This is a genomic window from Aquabacterium parvum (assembly GCF_001447195.1).
In the GTDB taxonomy this organism is placed as follows: domain Bacteria; phylum Pseudomonadota; class Gammaproteobacteria; order Burkholderiales; family Burkholderiaceae_C; genus Aquabacterium; species Aquabacterium parvum.
The window spans coordinates 12,425-30,654 of sequence record NZ_LFRI01000174.1; the positions used below are offsets into that span (position 1 = coordinate 12,425).

General features: G+C 65.5%; 13 protein-coding genes. 7 read left to right on the forward strand and 6 right to left on the reverse strand.

Going from position 1 to position 18,230, the window contains the following annotated elements; all coding sequences use genetic code 11:
• The first annotated feature begins 35 nt into the window (after nucleotides 1–35).
• A complete protein-coding gene (locus ABG80_RS06895) occupies nucleotides 36–2,369 on the forward strand; it encodes a hypothetical protein (protein WP_058087020.1) in 2,334 nt (777 codons plus the stop codon).
• Nucleotides 2,370–2,404: 35 nt separating this feature from the next.
• Here ABG80_RS06895 and ABG80_RS06900 read toward each other — a convergent pair whose 3' ends face one another.
• Nucleotides 2,405–3,070: an alpha/beta hydrolase gene (locus tag ABG80_RS06900; protein ID WP_058087021.1), complete on the reverse strand. Its 666-nt coding sequence runs from the start codon at nucleotides 3,068–3,070 to the stop codon at nucleotides 2,405–2,407.
• 22 nt (nucleotides 3,071–3,092) lie between these two features.
• Complete coding sequence (locus tag ABG80_RS06905; protein ID WP_058087022.1) at nucleotides 3,093–4,004, reverse strand: LysR substrate-binding domain-containing protein; 912 nt, start codon at nucleotides 4,002–4,004, stop codon at nucleotides 3,093–3,095.
• A 145-nt stretch (nucleotides 4,005–4,149) separates the two neighbouring features.
• On the opposite strand from ABG80_RS06905, the gene ABG80_RS06910 reads away from it, so the two are divergent.
• Entirely contained in the window at nucleotides 4,150–4,824 is a 675-nt protein-coding gene (locus tag ABG80_RS06910; RefSeq protein ID WP_058087023.1) for a dienelactone hydrolase family protein, read from the forward strand.
• A 62-nt stretch (nucleotides 4,825–4,886) separates the two neighbouring features.
• Nucleotides 4,887–5,411: a methylated-DNA--[protein]-cysteine S-methyltransferase gene (locus tag ABG80_RS06915; protein WP_058087024.1), complete on the forward strand. Its 525-nt coding sequence runs from the start codon at nucleotides 4,887–4,889 to the stop codon at nucleotides 5,409–5,411.
• Between the two features lie 245 nt (nucleotides 5,412–5,656).
• Here the strand turns inward: ABG80_RS06915 and ABG80_RS21890 are convergent, their stop codons facing one another.
• Genes ABG80_RS21890 through ABG80_RS06945 form a run of 4 tightly spaced genes read right to left on the reverse strand, consistent with a single transcriptional unit; the run spans nucleotide 5,657 to nucleotide 11,582 of the window.
• Nucleotides 5,657–6,673 carry a hypothetical protein gene (locus ABG80_RS21890; protein ID WP_152987510.1) on the reverse strand — a complete coding sequence of 339 codons (1,017 nt, stop codon included), beginning with the start codon at nucleotides 6,671–6,673 and terminating at the stop codon, nucleotides 5,657–5,659.
• Complete coding sequence (locus ABG80_RS06935; protein WP_058087028.1) at nucleotides 6,670–7,683, reverse strand: DUF6708 domain-containing protein; 1,014 nt, start codon at nucleotides 7,681–7,683, stop codon at nucleotides 6,670–6,672. Before ABG80_RS06935 ends, ABG80_RS21890 begins: the two co-directional genes overlap by 4 nt.
• On the reverse strand, nucleotides 7,680–10,502 hold the full coding sequence (locus ABG80_RS06940; RefSeq protein WP_058087029.1) for a T6SS effector BTH_I2691 family protein: 2,823 nt from the start codon (nucleotides 10,500–10,502) through the stop codon (nucleotides 7,680–7,682). Before ABG80_RS06940 ends, ABG80_RS06935 begins: the two co-directional genes overlap by 4 nt.
• A 45-nt stretch (nucleotides 10,503–10,547) precedes the next feature.
• Nucleotides 10,548–11,582 carry a DUF4123 domain-containing protein gene (locus ABG80_RS06945; RefSeq protein WP_058087030.1) on the reverse strand — a complete coding sequence of 345 codons (1,035 nt, stop codon included), beginning with the start codon at nucleotides 11,580–11,582 and terminating at the stop codon, nucleotides 10,548–10,550.
• A gap of 454 nt (nucleotides 11,583–12,036) precedes the next feature.
• Between ABG80_RS06945 and metE the strand changes: the two genes are divergently transcribed.
• The 4 genes from metE to ABG80_RS06965 all read left to right on the forward strand — a co-directional run bounded on the left by metE (nucleotide 12,037) and on the right by ABG80_RS06965 (nucleotide 18,190).
• Complete coding sequence (gene metE, locus ABG80_RS06950) at nucleotides 12,037–14,358, forward strand: 5-methyltetrahydropteroyltriglutamate--homocysteine S-methyltransferase (RefSeq protein WP_058087072.1); 2,322 nt, start codon at nucleotides 12,037–12,039, stop codon at nucleotides 14,356–14,358.
• Between the two features lie 154 nt (nucleotides 14,359–14,512).
• Entirely contained in the window at nucleotides 14,513–16,222 is a 1,710-nt protein-coding gene (locus ABG80_RS06955) for a DUF1800 domain-containing protein (protein ID WP_160322476.1), read from the forward strand.
• A 24-nt stretch (nucleotides 16,223–16,246) separates the two neighbouring features.
• The gene (locus ABG80_RS06960) at nucleotides 16,247–17,638 is read left to right on the forward strand and encodes a DUF1501 domain-containing protein (protein WP_058087032.1); all 1,392 of its coding nucleotides are present in this window, start codon (nucleotides 16,247–16,249) and stop codon (nucleotides 17,636–17,638) included.
• A gap of 57 nt (nucleotides 17,639–17,695) precedes the next feature.
• On the forward strand, nucleotides 17,696–18,190 hold the full coding sequence (locus tag ABG80_RS06965) for a DUF4442 domain-containing protein (RefSeq protein WP_058087033.1): 495 nt from the start codon (nucleotides 17,696–17,698) through the stop codon (nucleotides 18,188–18,190).
• Nucleotides 18,191–18,230: the final 40 nt, after the last annotated feature.

Consider the following 18,230-nt stretch of genomic DNA (forward strand, 5'->3'; position numbering starts at 1 on the left):
TCTTCGTGTCGACCCTCAACGACAGGAGAGTCTTCATGGCCACCAAGCTTCAACAGGGCAAACCCACTGCCCTGAACATCGCGGTCCAAGTTCGTTTTCAAGCGACGTCGAACAACGCCCCCAAGGTTGACGCGCACGCCTACGTCTTCAGCTCCGAAGCCGCTCCGCTGGGCAGTGCGCCCATCAATGAAAAGGGTGAAGCCCGCTTCAGCATCCAGGCCATCGCAGCGGCCGACAACCTGCGGGTGCTCGTGGGCCCCAAGCTCGACGACAAGCAACCTGACCTTGACGAGCTTGTTCGCCGTGGCGCCATCGAACAGCACCTGGCTTATCGCCCCGGCCAGCGCGAGCTGGTGGCCAGCCTCACCGTCTTCGAGCCCAACTGGTTGTGCTGGCTGCGCTCGGCCGTGTTCGTGCAGGGCCAGTTGCTCAAGAAGGTGACCATTGGCGGCCAGCAAGTCGACTTCCCGGTCTGCAACGCCACCGTCGAGGTCTACGAGGTCGATCCGCTCTACCTCATCATCCCCAAGCTGCCGGTGCTGGTGATCGATCGCCTTCGCGACATCATCGCCAACGCCCGCATTCCCAAGCCCCTCATCGATGTGCCGGTGCGTGGCGGACCTGTGCCCATCCCGCAACCCGGGCCCGACCCGTTGCCCCTCGAATTCACGGGCGCGGCCCTGCGCAAGCTCAAGGGCAGCACCACGCTGGCCGCTCAAAGCCACGCCTTGACCGCAGACAGCTCCGCCACCCTCGCCAAGCTGACCGAAGCCACCGAGTTGCGCTACCTCGCTCAGGCTGGCAGCACGCTGCAGTTCCAGCAGGCGCTGATCCAGAACCCGGTGCTGATCCGGCCCCTGCTGTGCTGGCTCTACCCGCGTTTCGTGACCATGCAGCGCGTGGGCACCGCCACCACCGATGCCTGCGGCCACTTCCGCACGCTGTTCTTCCAGGGCTGCCACAACCACGACACGCCCGATCTCTATTTCAAGGCCACGCAGAACATCTTCGGCCCGATCAAGGCCACCATTTACGCGCCCACGCCGGTGGCCTGTCACACCTGGTGGGACTACGCCTCGGGCACCGATGTCAAGCTCTACACATCCAGTCCCTTCGCGCACACCTGTGCGCCTTGCCCGCCGGTGGTGGGGCCGTCGGGCTCGTCACGCTGGGTCGCTTTCCTGGCCATCGGTGGCCTGCCGCTCAGCCAGGTCTACGGCACCAGCAAGCACCTGCGTGACACGCGACCAGCCTCCGAGGTGGCCGCTCGCTTCGGGCTCACCTCGGACGGGCGGCCCTTCGGTGGCCTGCTGCGCCCGCGCCTGCTGTTCGCCAACGAGCTCGAGTCCCTGGGCGTGCGTCATTACCAGGTCTCTTGGCGGCGTGGCGGCAGTGGCAGCTTTCAGCCGCTCAAAGACGGCATCCAGCACTACTACCGACACGACGTGCCCACCCCGACCGGGCCAGTGCCCGCCTGGACGCCTTACACGCTGGGCCCCAAGCCCGTGCCCAAAGGCGATGGCACCTTCGTGCCCGACCTGACCCAGATCCCTTATCCGTCGGTGGCGCCGGAAGGGCTGTGGGACACGCCGCCGAGCGCCGGTGAGGTCGTCGAGCACCTCACCAGCGCCAAGCTGCCCAGCCACCTTTTCGTGCCGGGCCTGCGCTACAACGCCAACGGCAGCGTCGTCTCCGGCACCACCGACGAGAGCGGCCGCATCCAGATCAAGGTCGATCTGTTCGATGCGCAGGGCGCCCCCATCGACATCAACGCGCTGGGCATCAAGTTCGTCGTGCCCGATGTGCCTGACCTCACCGGCACCATCTACACCACCGATGCGCAGCCGCTGGGCCTGGTTTCGGGCAACAGCCTCATCGTCACCTTGCACGTGGACAACAACGCCTGCTACGCGCAACTGCCCGCGCCCAGCGTGGGCAGCACCTTGGCCGACGAGTGCTGCGGCGTGCTGGAAGTGGACGATGGCGACGTGGTGTCGCTGCCTTACCAGGCCTGGCACCCGCATGGTTTCGCGCGCTACAGCTTCCAGGCGGTGCGGGGCACGCGCGCGGTGCTCTCGCGCACGCAAGACCCTTCGGACACCAGCCGCGCGCCCACCGTGGACAACCCGGGCACGCCCCTGGTCAACGAGGACCCCTTCGGCGGCTCCCCCGCGACGATGACGGTGCACGACCTGATGACCACCAACCTGCCAGCTGGCTGCAACCCGAACGGCTGCGTGGTCGCAGGCTTCAGCGAGACCTTGTATGTCGACTCGAGCGCCACCGATGGTTGGGGCAGCGAGCTGGGTTACGACGCCAGCGCGGTGAGGGCTTTTGTGCTCTCGAAGGTGGCCCTGCCGTCCGAGTGAGCAGGGCTTGCCGACCGGCGAGCGAGGGGGGCGGGTCAGGCCAGGCGAAGCCTCTCCGCCACCCACTCGTGGATGTCATCCACCTCGGCCATGCACAGCGAGTGGTCCATCGGGTAGCTGTGCCAGCTCACGTCGTAGCCCAGCCCAACCAACGCATCGCGCGCCGCCGCGCCGCGCGCGATGCTCACCACGTCGTCTTCGCTGCCATGCGCCATGAAGATCGGCGTGTGCTGGTTGGCGGCGTGGCGCTCGGCTGCGGTGGTGTCCGCCAGCGGCAGGTAGCCCGACATCGCCACCAGGCCCGCCAGCTTGTGCGGGCAGCGCAAGCCCGTCATCAGCGTCATGGCACAGCCCTGCGAAAAGCCCATCAGCACGATGCGATCAGCTGGCACGCCGCGAGCCATCTCGCGCTCGATCAGCCACATCACCTGCACGTGCGCTTCGCGCAACGAGGCCTCGTCTTCGCGCTTGGGCCCGCTGACCGGCAGGATGTCGTACCAGGCCTGCATGGGGTAGCCGTTGTTCAGGCTCACGCGCCGCACGGGCGCGCTGGGCAGCACGAAGCGAACGGGGCCCACCTCTTCGAGCGTGAGCTCGCCGCAAAAGGGCACGAAGTCGCTGCCATCGGCGCCCAGGCCGTGCAGGATGATGATGCTGGCCGTGGGGTTCGGGCCGGTTTCGATGTCTTGCGTGATCAGCATGGGGGTTCCTGTTGAATGCGGTTCAGCTCAGCCACTCGATGCCGGGCAACTGCGCGCACTCGCTGCGGATGATGCCGGCGATGTCCTGCATCCATGGCTGGCCCGATTGCGCGCGCGGCCAGATGGCATGCAGCTCGCTCCACAGCCCCTTGGGCCCGATGCGCAAGCCTTGCACGTAGTCATGCGAGAGGTAGCTTTGCAGGCCCCATGAGGGCAGGGCGGCGATGCCCCGTCGGCTGGCGGCCAGCTGCACGATGGCCACCGTGAGTTCGGCCGTGCGGCGTTGCAGCGCGATGCCGGCGGGCTGCAGCACCTCGCGGATGAGGTCGATGCGCTGCTCGGGCACCGGGTAGGTGATGAGCGTTTCACCTTCGAAGTCTTTTGGGCTGAGGTGGCGCTTGTGGCGCAGCGGGTGGTCGTTGGCCAGCACCGCCAGGATCTCGAATCGGAACAGCGGCAGCACCTGCCAGGGGCGCACGGCCTTGGGCCGCGAGCCGATGACCAGGTCGGCGCGGCCTTCCTTGAGCAGCGTCAGCGGGTCGGCGTGAAAACCGGCCACCAGGTCCACCTCGACGCCCGGCCAGCGTTGGCGGAACTGGTGCATCACGGGCATGAGCCAGTCGAAGCAGGTGTGGCATTCGAGCGCGATGCGCAGCTCCCCGCTGGCCTGGCCGTTCATGCGCTGCAGGTCGCGCTCGGCGGCCTGCACCTCGGCCAGCACGGTGCGCGCCAGTTGCAGCAGCCGATCGCCAGCGGGCAGGAAGGTCAGGCCGTGCCGCGTGCGCTCGAACAGGGGCAGGCCGTGGTGTTCCTCGAGCGCGCGGATCTGGTGTGACAGCGCCGATTGGGTCAGGTGCACACGCTCGGCGGCGGTGGCCAGCTTGCCGGTGTCAGCGATGGCCACGAGTGAGCGCAGGTGTCGGATGTCAAGCATGAGTGCCAATGACGGATTGATGAAATCGCATGCATTCTATTCATGCCTGGGTGGCAGGGCGAACCCGGTGAAGACAAGTCGGGCGGCGGACGGCACAATGGCCTGACCCCTTTCATTTGTGCATTTTTCACGGAACCGTTTCCCCATGGGCCAGATGATCGAGGTCGGCCGTCCTGATGGCGGCAAGACCCCCGCCTACCTCGCGCCAAGCCCTCGCACGGGCTCGCCGGCCATCGTCCTGGTCCAGGAGTGGTGGGGGCTCAATGACCACATTCGCAGCGTGTCCGACCGCCTGGCCGCCGAGGGGTACACCGTGCTCGCCCCCGACCTGTACCGGGGCCGGGCAACGACCCAGGCAGACGAGGCCCATCACCTCATGGACAGCCTGGATTTCGCCGATGCGATCCAGCAGGACATCGCGGGCTGCGTGATCCACCTGGCTGAAGGCGGGCGCAAGGTCGGCGTCACCGGGTTTTGCATGGGTGGGGCGCTCACGGTCGCGGCTGCGGCGCTGGTGCCGGGGCTGTCGGCGGCCGTGTGCTTCTACGGCATCCCGCCCAGCCAGGTGGCCGACCCCGCGCTCATCCGCATCCCCTTCATGGGACACTTCGCCACGCTCGACACCTGGTGCACGCCTGCGGCGGCGGCCTCCCTCGAAGCCGACATGCGTGCCGTCGGGCAGTCGCCCGAGGTGCACCACTACGTGGCGCAACACGCTTTTTTCAACGATTCCCGCCGCGCCGAGGTGTACGACGCCGCGTGCGCCGAGTTGGCCTGGTCCCGCACGACCGCATTTTTCGCCCGGCACCTCGGAGGCTGAGCCCTTGGGCTTGGCCGATGCAGGCGCCACCTTTTTCTCAACCTTGCCGAGAGGAGCTTGCCATGCGTCCTGTGTCGTCCGAATTCATCCGATATGACGTCGGTGCCTGTGGTCCGGGTCTCAAGGGCTTGCTGTTGGTGGCCGACCGCGGGCGCGGCCTGTGCGCCATCCTCATGGGCGACGACGAGGGCGCGCTGGTCGAAGAACTGGCCGAGCGCTTTCCCCGCGCTCAGCTGATGCAGGACGAGGCCGAGCTGTCGGCGGCGCTGGACGCGGTGCAGACCATGCTGGCCGACCCCAGCCAGGGCCTGGACTGGCCGCTCGACCCGCTGGGCACCGAGTTCCAGTTGCAGGTCTGGGACGCGCTGCGTCAGATCCCGCCGGGGCAGACCGTGAGCTACACCGAGCTGGCCACGCGCATCGGCAAACCCGATGCCGTGCGCGCCGTGGCGTCGGCCTGTGCGGCCAACCCGCTGGCGGTGGTGGTGCCCTGCCACCGCGTCATCCGCAGCGATGGCGGGCTCTCCGGTTACCGCTGGGGGGTTGAGCGCAAGCAAAGTTTGCTCGAACGCGAGGGCCGCAGGTGAGCGCCTGCGCATGACACAAGGGCGGTCAGCCAGGTCAGGCACGTCACGACATCTCAGGCGGCCACTTCGGCTCACGCCCTGTGAGGGTGGCGATGAAGTGCGAAAACGACAGCAAGACCAGCAGCGGAGACAGCGCCGTCATGAGGAGCAGGTGCCCAAATGTCGCGTGCCTTCGCGTCGCCTTCTTGGCAGCGCATATCGACATGTGAACCATACAGAGCATCCTCTCAAGCCGCAACAAGTGATCAGGTCGTTGTCGATGTCTTCGTGCCTGAGCCTGACTGCCCCACAGCCGTGTCTTTTCGACGCCCCCGAATCAACGATGCAACGATGATCAGAACGGCGGCAATCAACCACCATTTTTTGGTCTGGTCCTTCTGCTCAACTGCTGAAGCCAAACCCTCTCGTGCAGACGGTGGCCCAGCAACGAGGCGAGTCAAGGAGGCTTGTGAAGTTTTCTCAAACCAGCCTGCATCAGTGTGCCGATGCCCCTCAGTGAAGACAGCACCGCTCATGAACTGGTCAACGGCCTTGATCCTCGCCTCCACACTGTCATCGAAGGGACTGTCCAGAACACCCATCAACACTTCACGAGCACCAAGCCGCAGCCAGGCGGCAAGATGTTGCCTTTCACGCAGGTGTACGTCATCGCCCGTGGTGTAAGCATAGGTCGCCAGGTGGTTGGCTCCGTCGTAGGTGGGCGACTTCAACCACTTGAGCTTCTCTGGTGTGTAGCGAAGGTCTCGTCCGATGGTGAAGTCCTCCTGAACTGGCCATGGTTGCAAGCGCATTGCCGTGAGCTCCATCACGTTGTTCGGCAATGTCACATCCTCTACGTGTCCTGAGGGGATAAGGGACAGCATCAAGGTCCATGCATCACCAGATTGAATGCGCAGGGTTGGATCTTCAATGGTGGCTCCATGGGCCCCCTCGATCTTCGCTACCACTGCGGGCTCAAGCCATTGAACGCCAGCAGGAATTTGCACAACAACGCTTTCACCAAGTTTTACCGTTGCGGGGCCGGTCTGCCATGTCGCTCGGCGATAGGCATCCAAACGAGCCCCACGGGTGCCTATGTCACCGAGCCCCAGGTTGTTGAGGAACTCCACGGCTTCCGGCTTGAGCGTTTCGGCATTGGCCTTGGCTGATAAGGGATGCATCCCGGCAGCAGCGATCGCCAGTGAGGCGGCGCAGGTACGCAGTACAGTTAGCGAAGAAGTCAACATAGAAAACCAGTCCTCTGATCTTTGAATGAAATTCATTGCATTGCCCCTGGCCACTTTGGCTCCCGCCCGGTGACGATGGCGATGAAATGCGCCAGTGACAGCAGCACCAGCAGCGGTGACAGCACCGTCATGAAGACCAGGTGCCCCAAACCCAGCGTGCCCTTGCGTTGCAGTTCCAGCGCCCCGGTGATGTTGAAGTAGGCGTTGAAGGAATAAGTCAGCGAGGGCGTCATCTTGGCCCAGCGCTTGGGTGTGGGCACAGCCTGTGGCCCTTCGGCCATGTAGCGCTGAATGTAGGCGATGAAGGCATCTGACTTGGCCTGGTTGGTGATGGTCTTGCCGACCACAAAGCGGCGCTTGATGCGCCGGGTGGCCGGGTCCACGCTCAGGAAGGTGGTGGGGAAGATGCGCGCGCCTTCGCCGTTGTCGCCGTCTCGCTGGCCACGCATCAGATAGAGGCTGTCATCCCACGGCACGCTGAATGGCCCGCCCACGCGCGAGCTGCGCCAGACATGCACCATGCACCGCTCGCGGTCAAAGCGGATGGGGTTGGCGCGGTAGTGGAACCAGTCGAAGCTGACGAAGTAGCGCCAGAAGAGCCAAGAGAAGAACGCCGAGCCGCCAATAGCAAGAAAGCTCATCAAGAACAGGCCGACATCTCGATTTCCGTTGGCCAGTTCGGTTATGAATAGATGAGAGAACATCACCAGACCGGTGCCCGCTAGCCATAAAAATGCAGCGCCCGGTACGCACAAGAAGCCTCGCATGAGGTGCGATGCGGACATGGCATCTAGGTGACGTTCGTCGAGCTTGAATATGGACTCGTTGTCGTCGGGCTCAGCGCAGATGGCATCTCGACCGACACAGAGCAACTCCGCCCCGGGGCGTTCCGACAACTCCTCTTCCAGCGTTCCGTCACCCTCTCCGGTGTAGAGGTTCATGTCAGCATCTGCTTGCGCGCTTTCCTGCATGTCCTTACCGGCTTTGCCAGAGAGTGCATATCGGTGCAGCCAGTGCGTGATCACCGTCATGGCTTCTTCGATCATGTCGGCTTCACCTTGATCAACTTGTCCAACTCTCTCGACTCCTCATCCCAGTCACGCCATTGCTGGTCTTTCGGCTTCTTTCCCCAGCAAGTGCGCGCCATCCACTCAGCGATGGGCTTTTTCTCGAACGCCCAGATCAAGGCAGCCACAGCCAGACCGATGAGGCCAGCACGGATACCCAGGCGAGCTGCAAGGGCGCGAGAACGGACTGCGGTGGTGGGCTTTATCCAGCCTTTGGCCTGAAAGAAAGATGCGCCACCGCTGGCGATGGTGGCGGAGCCAGAGACGATCCCTGCGCCAGTGGCTCCTAAATACAGTGCGGCCATGGCATAGCGCTTCTCTTGTCCAGCTTCGTACGCGTTGACCCCAGCCCAATACGCCCCAATAAACGAAGCCACTCCGCCGCACAGCCCCCCAAGCCCCTTGGTCACGCCCCACTGCAGGTTCTCGCCATACACGCCCTTGACCCATGCCGCGCGGATGTCAGCAACGGCATTGACACCGCCCAACACTGCCGCGCGCAGCGCGGCTTCGGCCTGAGGCTGCTTGAAGCGATCGGCCTTGGCCAATGCGCCCTCGGCCTTGTGATAGTTGATCAGCTCAAAGACGAGGCTGATGGCGCTGAGCCTGCCGTCCAGGTTGAAGCCCTTCTTGACGTTGACAAAGGTATCTGCCGCCAAGGCGGTGCTGACCTCGCGCATCTGCCCGAACTGGCGCATCGTGTTCTGCGCAGCCTCTACGGTCTCAGGTGCAACCACCACATAGCGCAAGCCGCTGACCGCATCGGGCTTGGGCTGCGGCAAGGTGGCCGCCAGCACCGGGGCTTGGCCCGGCACCGCCATGCGTGTGCCAAAGTCGCGTTTGAAGGCAAACGGGTTGCTGCCGTCCAGGCTCAAGGTCATGTCCACCATGCGCCAGGTGGAGAACTCGAAGAACCGTGCCAGGCCCCTCAGGCCATCGCTTGTCGTGAACGTGTGTTGAGCCCACATGGCACCAGCGCGGGTCCAGATCACGCCTTCAAACAGCGTCTTGACGACGCGGTTGGTGTTGTCGTCCGACAGCGCCTTGGACAGCGGACCGGCTGCCGTGGCCAGAACCCTCTCCCAGCCCCCAGCCAAGCGCCCAGCCGGAGTGTTCTTGCCACGGTCGGGGAAGGTCAGCGCCTTCTTGAGGACGGAGTAAACCTTGTCCCACTTCAATACCTGCAGCGAGCCCAGCACATGCTCTGTCACGTCCTTCTGGTTGCCCAGCAGGGCGTTCCAAACCAGGGCCTCGGGCGCGCCAGGCTTCTTGTGGACAACCTGGGTCTCCATCCATTGCTTGCAGCGATCCGTCACCCCCATGCCGTGGATGAGATTGCAGGCCATTTCTTCATAAGCGACCGCATCGAGCCGGGTGCAGGGGTCGAAGTCCATCTGGCGCATGGCCAGGGTGCTGGGGTGATCGAGCCAGGCCAGGTGATCAACGGCGGCCCGCTCGACGGCCTTTTGCAACTTCTCAACCTGTGCTCTGTACGCCTTCAGGAAGCGCTCCGGTTCAGCGACATCGCGCAGGTTGTCGGCGTACTCAGCCCAGGCTTGCTTGCTCTGCTTGTCGACGCTGGCCCGTCGGCGCTCTTGCATCGTGGCTTGCGGCAGCTCCGTTGGCTTCCATGCCACTGGCTTGCCGTCCGGGCCCATCTTGGTGATGGTGCCGACCGGGTGGTGTTGGGCCACGTCATGTCGCTGCGCTTCCGCTTCGTCAAACGCCTGTTCAGCCTCTGCCTCCACTTGCATCCTGAATGACTCGATCACCTCGGCGGACAGGAACGCTCGCTGGTGCTCAGCCGCGTGGCGGGTGGCCGCTTCCATCTGAGTGTTGCGCAGTTCGTTGAGTTGCTCGACCACGCCCTCCGGGTCGTCCAACATCAGGATGACGGACTTGCCCTTGAACATGTCAGGGTGCCCAGGTGGCGCAGTGCTTTCCTCGATGCGCCGCACTTTCTGGGCGAACTCATCGGCGGCGCCAAACCGAATCGCATTGATCGGCTCTATGGCGGATCCGAACGCTTTGCGCAACGCAGTGGAAGGCCAAAAGCCGCTCTGGCCATCGGCAAAGTCAATGACATGGCTGCGCAGGTGCTCAGCATCCAGCGGCAGCATGTGCCTGCCGGGCCGCTGGCCCTTGGCCACGGCCTTGGGGCTGAAGCTCACGCCGCGCCATTCTCTGGCCTTCTTCGTACCGATGGGCTTGCCATCCGGCCCTGCCACCGTCGCCTCGGCGTTATCGGTGTAGCGCTGCAAGGTGGCTTCTGACCACAGACGTGGGCTGAAGGCCATCCAGACATTGCCTACGGCATTGGCATGCGCGATGCTGATCAGGTGCGCCTGATGGTTGGCTGCGCCTTGGCGGCACTGCTTGATCTCGCCTGCATCCAGGTGGGGCTGGATGCCCTTCGCGTAGTGCGGAACGCGCACCTGTTGCAAGAGTTGGCGAGTCAGGCCGTTGCGCATGACCTGCCAGATGTCCCAACGCTGCTTGTCCGGATAGAAGAGGTAAACATAGCCTTCGCGCATGACGCGTGCCACCGGCGCGGCGTTGGCCAGCTTGGTGCGATCCAGGGCAGGGTCAAAGGCCGCAGGCCAACTCACACCCGCCTGCTTGACGGCTGCCTCATGGTCCTTGGCCACCACGGAGGGCAGCACCACCAGCAGTTGCAGGTGCGTGCGGTAGCACTGCTGGCAAGGCTCGCCCGGGATGTAGTGCGGGCGCCCGCTGGAGGCGTCCTGTACGCTGGTGACGTATTGCTCTTTGCGCGCTTGTTGCTCGGCGGTCAGCATGATTCGGAACCCTGTTTCATATGTGTGTGCTGCTGCGCTGATGGTTCAGTGCAGCGCGGCTGAGGCCTGTCGGCCGTCAGCACGTGTGGCGGATTGCCAGCGTTGCCAGAACTGCGGCGGCAGTCGTTCGTGCAGTTCGGTCAGGGGCAAGCCCTCCGTCACCAAGGCACGGATCGCCGCCAGCCAGTCCGCATCGTTACGTGCCTGTTCTGGCAGCGGTAAGGCCTGCAATGCGTAAGCGGTCAGCCCTGGCCCGCGAAGGCCCAGGTTCTTGGCTTCCAGGATCAGTGACTGGACCCGGGCCAACGCATCGGGCGGAACAGGGCTGCCCTCAAGTTGGGCTTGATCTCGCCAGCGCTCCAAGATGTCCCGCACGGCGGGCACCTCTTCCACGGCCAGAATCTGGTCGCGGGACAGTTGCCTGGCCTGGTGAGCGTTGCCTGGCGCCGCTGCATGCTCCTCTGGGTGATCGGCCCGGTACACCTTGACCTGCCCGAAGGGGTCGATGCCCACCCAGGTGGCGTCGCCCAGCAGTGCCGTTCGCTGGGGCGCGGTCAGCGTGGGCCACAGGGTGTGAAGGTGATCCGGACAGAACCAGCGCACCCAGTAGGTGTGCCCGCCAGCACGGTGGTTGGGGGCTGCGTGGCGGAATCTCTGTGCGATCTCGCTGGCGGATTCGTTGCTGACGATCCATCCGCCAATCGTCAGGTTGGACAGATCCAGCTCGTCGTTGTGCAGCGCGCGGTCGTAGGCTGCTCGCCCAGCGGTTTCTTGCGACGCTTGGGTGATGCTCGATTCCAGCAAGGGGTCGTCCAGCGCCGGGTGCGTCTCCAGCAGATAGGCGGCCACCTTCGAGCAATCGAGCGTGATGAGGCGGGCTGCTCGGTCAGGCCGGATGGCCAGGCTGCCGGCAGGTGGCTGGATGAGCGCAGCTGCCCTGCGCTCATCGTTGGCTAGGCTCAATGGGTCTGACAGCTCTGGGATGTAGACGAGATGCAACTGGGCATCTGGCGAGTGTTTCAGACCAGAGGCCAGCGCCTCTAGTACCGTGGCCCGCAGGCCATCGAAATTGGTTTCCACACGGGGCTTCCTGATTGAGTATTTGTAGGCAGCGGCCCATGTCTTGGATGGAGCGCTCTGCGCCCGCAGGCTGCCAAGAAATTCTACCGGCTGACCTCGACCATATCTGGCAGCTGTAAGGTGATAGCCGGCTTTGACGATGACTCTGTGTTACTGGTCATGAACGCTGCGCTGGTGAGGGGATGGGGGGGCAGTTTTTGTAGGGTGCTGGAGCCGGCGCGTGGGCACCACCTTCCTGATCGTGACCCACGACCCACGACCCTCGCCTGGCTGCCCGATGCGACCGCGTCATCGAGCTGGTCGACGGCCGCATCGACCGAGACGGCTCGCCCGAAGCCGGCCTTCAGCAGGGATGAATTTCATTCAAGCCTGATTGAAAACATGTCGCTTGATTCAAGCGGTCTGCTTGCCCACACTGCCCCCATCTCAGGAACCAGGCAGTCAGAAGGCCAGCATGAATCAGCACAACCCCCACACCTCCGCCCACATCCTGGGCTTTCCGCGCATCGGTGCGCAGCGCGAACTCAAGTTCGCCCTCGAAGGGTTTTGGCGCGGTGAGCGCAGCGAAGCCGAGCTGCGCCGCACGGGTGCCGAGCTGCGCCAGCGCCACTGGGCCCTGCAACGCGAAGCCGGGCTCGACGCCGTCACCGTCGGCGACTTCGCCTGGTACGACACCACCCTGACCCTGGCCGCCACGCTGGGCGCCTTGCCCGCGCGCTTCGGCTTTGACGCGCACACGCTGAGCCTGGCACAGCACTTCGAGCTGGCGCGTGGCAACGCCGCTCAGCCGGCCATGGAAATGACCAAGTGGTACGACACCAACTACCACCACCTGGTGCCCGAGCTCACACCCGACACCGCGTTCGCGGGCGGTGTGAACTGGCTGCTCGACGAGGTGGACGAAGCGCAGGCGCTGGGCCACCGCGTCAAGGCCGTGCTGCTGGGCCCCGTCAGTTTCCTGTGGTTGTCCAAGGGCCATGGCGAGCACGCCGGCTTCGATCGCCTGAGCCTGCTGCCGCGCGCGGTGCAGGCCTACCGCCGCGTGTTGCAAGGTTTGCGCGAGCGAGGGGTCGAATGGGTGCAGGTCGATGAGCCCGCTTTGTGTCAGGACCTGCCCGCCGACTGGCTGGCCGCCTTCCAGCCGGCCTACGACGAGCTGGCGGCGGACCTGCGCGGATCGGGCACGAAGCTGTTGCTGGCCACTTACTTCGACACCGCTGCAGACCACGCGGTGCTGGCGAGCCAGCTGCCGGTTCAGGGCTTCCACATCGACCTGGTGCGGGCGCCGCAGCAGCTCGATGCCTGGTTGGCCGCCTTGCCAGCCACCGCTGTCCTGTCGGTGGGCGTGATCGACGGGCGCAACATCTGGCGCAGCGACCTGGACCGCGCACTGGGCTTGCTGCAACCTCTCAAGGCCCAGTTGGGCGAGCGCCTGTGGGTGGCGCCATCTTGCTCGCTGCTGCACGTGCCCGTGTCGCTGGACCACGAGGTCAAGCTCGACGCCGAGGTCAAAGGCTGGTTGGCGTTCGCCACCGAGAAGCTGCAGGAGTTGCGCGTCATCGCCCGCGCGCTCAACGAAGGCAGCCAAGCTGTGTCCACGCAGCTCGAACAACAGCGACAGGCGCTGGCCGCACGCCGCACCTCCGGCCGTGTCACCAACCCAGTTGTGCAAAAGCGCCTGGCCCAACTCACGGCCGACATGGCCCAGCGACACAGCCCCTTCGTGCAGCGCCAGGCTGTTCAACGCGAGGCTTTGCAACTGCCCGACTGGCCCACCACCACCATCGGCTCCTTCCCGCAGACCACGTCGATCCGCCAGGCGCGATCGGCCTGGCGCAGGGGCGAGCTCTCGGCCACCGACTACCTGCAGCGCATGCGTGCCGAGATCGAACACGCGGTCAGGCAGCAGGAAGCCTGGGGCCTGGACGTGCTGGTGCATGGCGAGGCCGAGCGCAACGACATGGTCGAGTACTTCGGCGAGCAGCTGTGGGGTTATGCCTTCAGCGACAACGGCTGGGTGCAGAGCTACGGCTCGCGCTGCGTCAAGCCGCCGGTGCTGTACGGAGATGTCTTCCGTCCCGAGCCCATGACGGTCGAGACCACGCGTTATGCGCAGTCGCTCACCGAGCGGCCCATGAAGGGCATGCTCACCGGCCCGGTCACGATGCTGCAGTGGTCCTTCGTGCGCGACGACCAGCCGCGCGAAACCACCGCGCTGCAACTGGCCCTGGCCATCCGCGAAGAGGTGGCCGACCTGGAGAAAGCCGGCATCCGCGTCATCCAGATCGACGAGCCCGCCTTCCGTGAAGGCCTGCCGCTGCGCCGAGGTGACTGGGCGGTGTACCTCGATTGGGCCGTGCGCGCTTTCAAGGTCTCTTCGTGCTGCGTGCGCGACGAGACCCAGGTGCACACCCACATGTGCTACTCGGAGTTCAACGACATCCTGCCCAGCATCGCGGCGATGGATGCCGACGTCATCACCATCGAGACCTCACGCTCGGCGATGGAGCTGCTCGACGGCTTCGGTGCCTTCCACTACCCCAACGAGATCGGGCCCGGGGTGTACGACATCCACTCGCCACGCGTGCCATCGGTCGAAGCCATGGTGCGGCTGTTGCGCCGTGCCGCCGAGGTCGTGCCGGCCGAGCGGCTGTGGGTCAACCCCGACTGCGGCCTCAAAACCCGAGGCTGGGTGGAGACCGAAGCCGCGCTGCGCAACATGGTCGCAGCCGCCGGCGTGCTGCGGCGCGAGGCGGGCCTTCAGCGTGCGGCCTGAGCCGTTTGGACGCACCAGCTTGGTGATGTTGTGAACCACCTCAGTGAAAGTGATCACGTTTGACGCAAACCGTTCGGTAAGTAACACGAGGTCACGCTTCTGACGCCCATGCGTCGAACGCCAGTCGATACAGTCGCACCCCATGGACAGCCAGGTGAGCTGGCGATCCCAGTTCATGGCGGAGGCGGCTTTGCAGGCGATCGAGACACAAGCGGAACCAGGTCAGGCACAGGCCGAGGTGGGCCTGAGGGGCGCCATGGCCATGGGCGCGGTGGCCGCCGTGGCCTTGAGCGCTTGCGGCGCGGGCTCTCAAGGCTTCGAAGCCATGACCGCCGAGCGCGCCGCCCGCCTGCTCAACCAGGGTGGCCTGGGCTCCACGCCTGCGGAGGTCAACGAGATCCTGGACCAGGGCGCAGAGACCTGGTTCGAGGCGCAAAAGCGCATGCCCATCGGGCCCTCGATCTGGCAGTGGGCCACCGACCATGGCCACGCCAACCGCGCCTTGGCCCGCAGCGACTTCGGCCTGGACCAGGCCCTGTGGTGGCGCTTGTGCAACTCGCAGGACGTGATGCGCCAGCGCATGGTGCTGGCGCTCAGCGAGATCTTCGTGGTCTCGCCACTGAACATGGTGGCCTACTGGCGCCAGTTCGGCTGCATCGCGTGGTGGGAGCTGCTGGAGCAACATTGCTTTGGCAACTTCCGCGACCTGCTCACGCACGTCACGCTGTCGCCCGCCATGGGCGTGTACCTGAGCATGCGCGGCAGCGCCAAGGAAACGCCCTCAGGCCGCCGCCCCGACGAGAACTACGCGCGTGAGCTGCTGCAGCTGTTCACCATCGGGCTGCACGAGCTCAACACCGACGGCTCGCCCATTCAGCCCCTGACCGAAACCTACGACGCCGACACCGTTGGGCAGCTCGCGCGTGCGCTCACCGGTTGGGACGTCGACGGCTTCAACCCCTTCGACCCGGAAGGCCCGTGCGAGTACTGGCGCAAGCCCATGGTCTTTCATGCCGATCGTCATGCGGTGGGTGACAAGCGCGCGCTTGGGGTCAACATCCCCGACGGCACACCAGGCCCAGAGGCCCTGCGCCTGGCCCTGGACGCCGTGTTCGCCCACCCCAACGTCGGGCCCTTCATCTCGCGCCAGCTGATCCAGCGGCTGGTGACCAGCAACCCGAGCCCCGCCTACGTTCGGCGCGTGGCCCTCACGTTCGAGAACAACGGCGCGACGACGCCGGTGCGTGGCGACCTGGCCGCCGTGTTGCGCGCCGTGCTGTCCGACCCCGAGGCCCGGCCTGAGAAAACCGAGCCGGCCGCTGGCGCCATCAACGTGCAGACCGACGGCAAGCTGCGCGAGCCGCTGCTGCGCCTGTTGCAGTGGCTGCGCCTGAGTCGCGCCACCTCCACCGACGATCGCTGGAACGTGCCTGACCTGTCTGGCACCGACATGATCGGGCAGGCCCCGCTGCGCGCGCCCTCGGTGTTCAACTTCTTCCGGCCGGGTTACGTGCCGCCCAACAGCGAGGTGGCGCGCTTGGGCATGGTGGCGCCCGAGTTCCAGGTCACCAACGAGTCGACGGTGATCGGCTACGCCAACTTCCTGCGCAACGTGCTGCCCTTCGGCGGCGCCGGCATCTTGCCCAACTACGAAGACTGGCTGCTGTACGCCGACGACGTGCCCACCCTGGTCGACAAGCTCGATTTGCACCTCACCGGCCGCATGCTCTCGCGCCCCACGCTCGACACCATCGTGCAGGGCGTGAGCTCGATCACCGGGCAGTCGAGCAACGAGCGCCGCAACCGCGTGCTGGCCGCCTTCTTCCTGGTCATGACCTGCCCCGAGTACCTGGTGCAGCGCTGACATCCACTCGCCAAGACCTTCGCCATGAACGACCACTCGCCCAGCCGCCGCGCCTTTTTGCAACGCACCGCTTGGCTGTCAGCTGCCGGGGCGGCCGCTCCTTTTGCGATGAACCTGGCCACGATGGCCGAGGTCGCCGCGCAAACCTCTGGTGCGGGCGACTACAAGGCGCTGGTGTGCGTGTTCATGCAGGGTGGCAACGACCATGGCAACACCCTGCTGCCGGTCGATGCCAGCAGCCATGCGGCCTACGCAAAGGCCCGCAGCGATCTCGCCCTGCCGCTGTCCAGCCTGGTGGGCACCACCTTGGCCTCCGACGCGTCCAGCAACCTGGGTGGCCGTCAAGTGGCCCTGGCGCCTGCGTTGCAGCCGCTCAAGGCCCTGTACGACGGAGGGCGCCTGGCCGGCTTGCTCAACGTCGGCACGCTGGTCGAGCCCACCACCCTGGCGCAGTACCGGGCCCAGTCGGTGCCCCTGCCGCCCAAGCTGTTTTCGCACAACGACCAGCAAGCCGCCTGGCAGTCACACGGTGCCGAGGGCACGTCGGCTGGCTGGGGCGGCCGTGTGGTCGACGCGGCGCTGTCGAACAACGGCCAGGCCTCGCTGACCTGCATCAACACCTCGGGCAACGCCGTGTTCGTGGCGGGTGAGCAGGCGGTGCCTTTCATGGTGAACCCCGCTGGCGTGCCCGGTGTGGCCGCGCTGGGTGGAGGCATGTTCGGCTCGGCGGCTTGCGAGCAGGCTTTCCTCAAGCTGGTGACGCAAACCAGCCAGGCCCACGTGCTGGCCGCCGAGCACGCCAAGGTGATGAAGCGGGCCCTGGACACCAACGGCCAGTTGCGATCGGCCCTGTCGGGCGCACCGGCCTTGAACACGGTCTTCGACGCCGACAGCCTGTCGCGCCAGTTGGCCATGGTCGCCAGGTTGATGTCGGTGCGCGCCACGCTGGGCATGAAGCGCCAGGTGTTCTTCGTGCAGCTCGGCGGTTTCGACCTGCACGACAACTTCGCGGCGCGCCACCCGGTGTTGCTGGGGCAGGTGGCGCAGGGCCTGAGCCGCTTTCAGCAGGCGATCGACGAGATGGGCCTGGCGCAGCAAGTCACCACCTTCACCGCCAGCGACTTCGGGCGCACGCTCAGCAGCAACGGCGATGGCTCCGACCACGGCTGGGGCTCGCACCACTTCGTGATGGGCGGCGCGGTGCAAGGCCAGCGACTGTTCGGCACCTTGCCCGATGCCGGCCTGGGTGGCAGCCAGGACGTGGGGCAAGGGCGCCTGCTGCCCACGATGGCGGTCCAGCAACTGGCCGCTGCCCTGGGTCGCTGGATGGGCGTGAGCCCCTCGGACCTGGGCCTGGTGGCGCCGGGCCACTCTGTCTTCGACGCGACAGTGCTGTCCGGCCTGATGAAGACCTGATGCGGCCCGAGGGGCGCTTGCACTAGGATGTCGCCCTGTCTGAACAGGAGCCCCCAGATGTCCGCCCGCCCCAACCAACTCTCCCGCACCGTGGCCAAGCTGCAGGGCCTGCCCCTGATCGGCCAGTGGGCCACCAGCTTTGCGCTGGGCCGCGTGGTGCCTTACGTGGGCACCTCGGGGCTGAAGTACGAGGTCATCAGCAGCCAGCGCGTGGTCGTGCGCATCCGCAACCAGCGCAAGGTGCAGAACCACATCAAGGGCGTGCACGCCGCCGCCATGGCCCTGCTGGCCGAGACCGCGACGGGCTTTTGCGTGGGCATGAACCTGCCCGACGACAAGCTGCCCCTGATCAAGACGATGAAGATCGACTACGTGCGCCGCTCGCAAGGCGACATGGTGGCCGAGGCCAGCCTGCGACCCGAGCAGATCCAGCAGATCCTCAGCCAGGACAAGGGCGAGGTGGTCGTGCCGGTGGTGATCAAGGACGAGTCCGGCGAGCAGCCCATCCAGGCCGAGATGACCTGGGCTTGGGTGCCCAAAAAACGGGGTTGATGCCACGGCGCTGACCCAAGGTGGGGCGCTGGGAGTGCGG